The organism is Mesorhizobium sp. M4B.F.Ca.ET.089.01.1.1 (genome assembly GCF_004022605.1).
Lineage (GTDB): Bacteria > Pseudomonadota > Alphaproteobacteria > Rhizobiales > Rhizobiaceae > Mesorhizobium > Mesorhizobium abyssinicae.
Genome location: NZ_RZOS01000968.1, coordinates 1 through 929 on the forward strand (window position 1 = coordinate 1; position 929 = coordinate 929).

Annotated in this window: 1 protein-coding gene; it reads right to left on the bottom strand. The window is 64.3% G+C overall.

All coding sequences use genetic code 11. The features are described from left to right. Positions 1 to 9: 9 nt before the first annotated feature. Positions 10 to 927, bottom strand: coding sequence for a 2-hydroxy-3-oxopropionate reductase (locus tag EN780_RS35385; protein WP_128276548.1), 918 nt, complete (start codon positions 925 to 927; stop codon positions 10 to 12). Positions 928 to 929: the final 2 nt, after the last annotated feature.

Genomic DNA, 929 nt, shown 5'->3' on the forward strand with positions numbered 1-929 from the left:
CTCCTGATCCTATGCTGCCTTGCCTTTGGTTTCCGCCGCGTCGCCGCCGACCTCGAAATTCGCCATTCGCTCCAGCGCCCTGACCAGCGCCGAGTGATCCTCCTTCGCACCGCCATTGGCAGCGCAGGAATTGAACAGCTGCTGTGTGGTCGATGTGTTGGGCAGCGAGACGCCAAGCGCCCTGGCGCCCTCCAGCGCCAGGTTGAGGTCCTTCTGGTGCAGTTCGATGCGGAAGCCCGGCGCGAAGGTTCGCTTGATCATGCGCTCGCCATGCACTTCGAGGATGCGCGAGGCGGCGAGCCCGCCCATCAGCGCTTGGCGAACCTTGGCCGGATCGGCGCCCGCCTTCGAGGCGAAGACGAGGGCTTCGCCGACCGCCTCGATCGTGAGGGCAACGACGATCTGGTTGGCGACCTTGGTCGTCTGGCCGACGCCGTTCGGGCCGACGAGCGTGATGTTTTTTCCCATCCTCTCGAACACCGGCTTTGCACGCTCGAAGGCTTGTTCCTCGCCGCCGACCATGATGGTGAGCGAGGCAGCCTTGGCGCCGACCTCGCCGCCCGATACCGGCGCGTCGAGATAGTCGCAGCCGAGATCGTTGGTCTTTTTTGCGAATTCCTTGGTGGCGATAGGTGAGATCGAGCTCATGTCGATGACGAGCTTGCCCTTGGACAGGCCGGAGGCGACGCCGTGCTCGCCGAACAGGACGTCGGCGACTTGAGGCGTATCAGGCACCATCGTGATGATGATATCAGCCGCCTTCGCCACGGCGGCATGGCCGGTGACGGTCTTCAGCCCCTTGCCGATCAGGTCAGCCGGCGGTTTGGAGCGATGGTCGCTGGCGACGACGGGGTAGCCGGCATCCAGCAAATGCCCCGCCATCGGCGCGCCCATGATGCCGAGGCCGATAAAGCCGATGGTTTCCATTT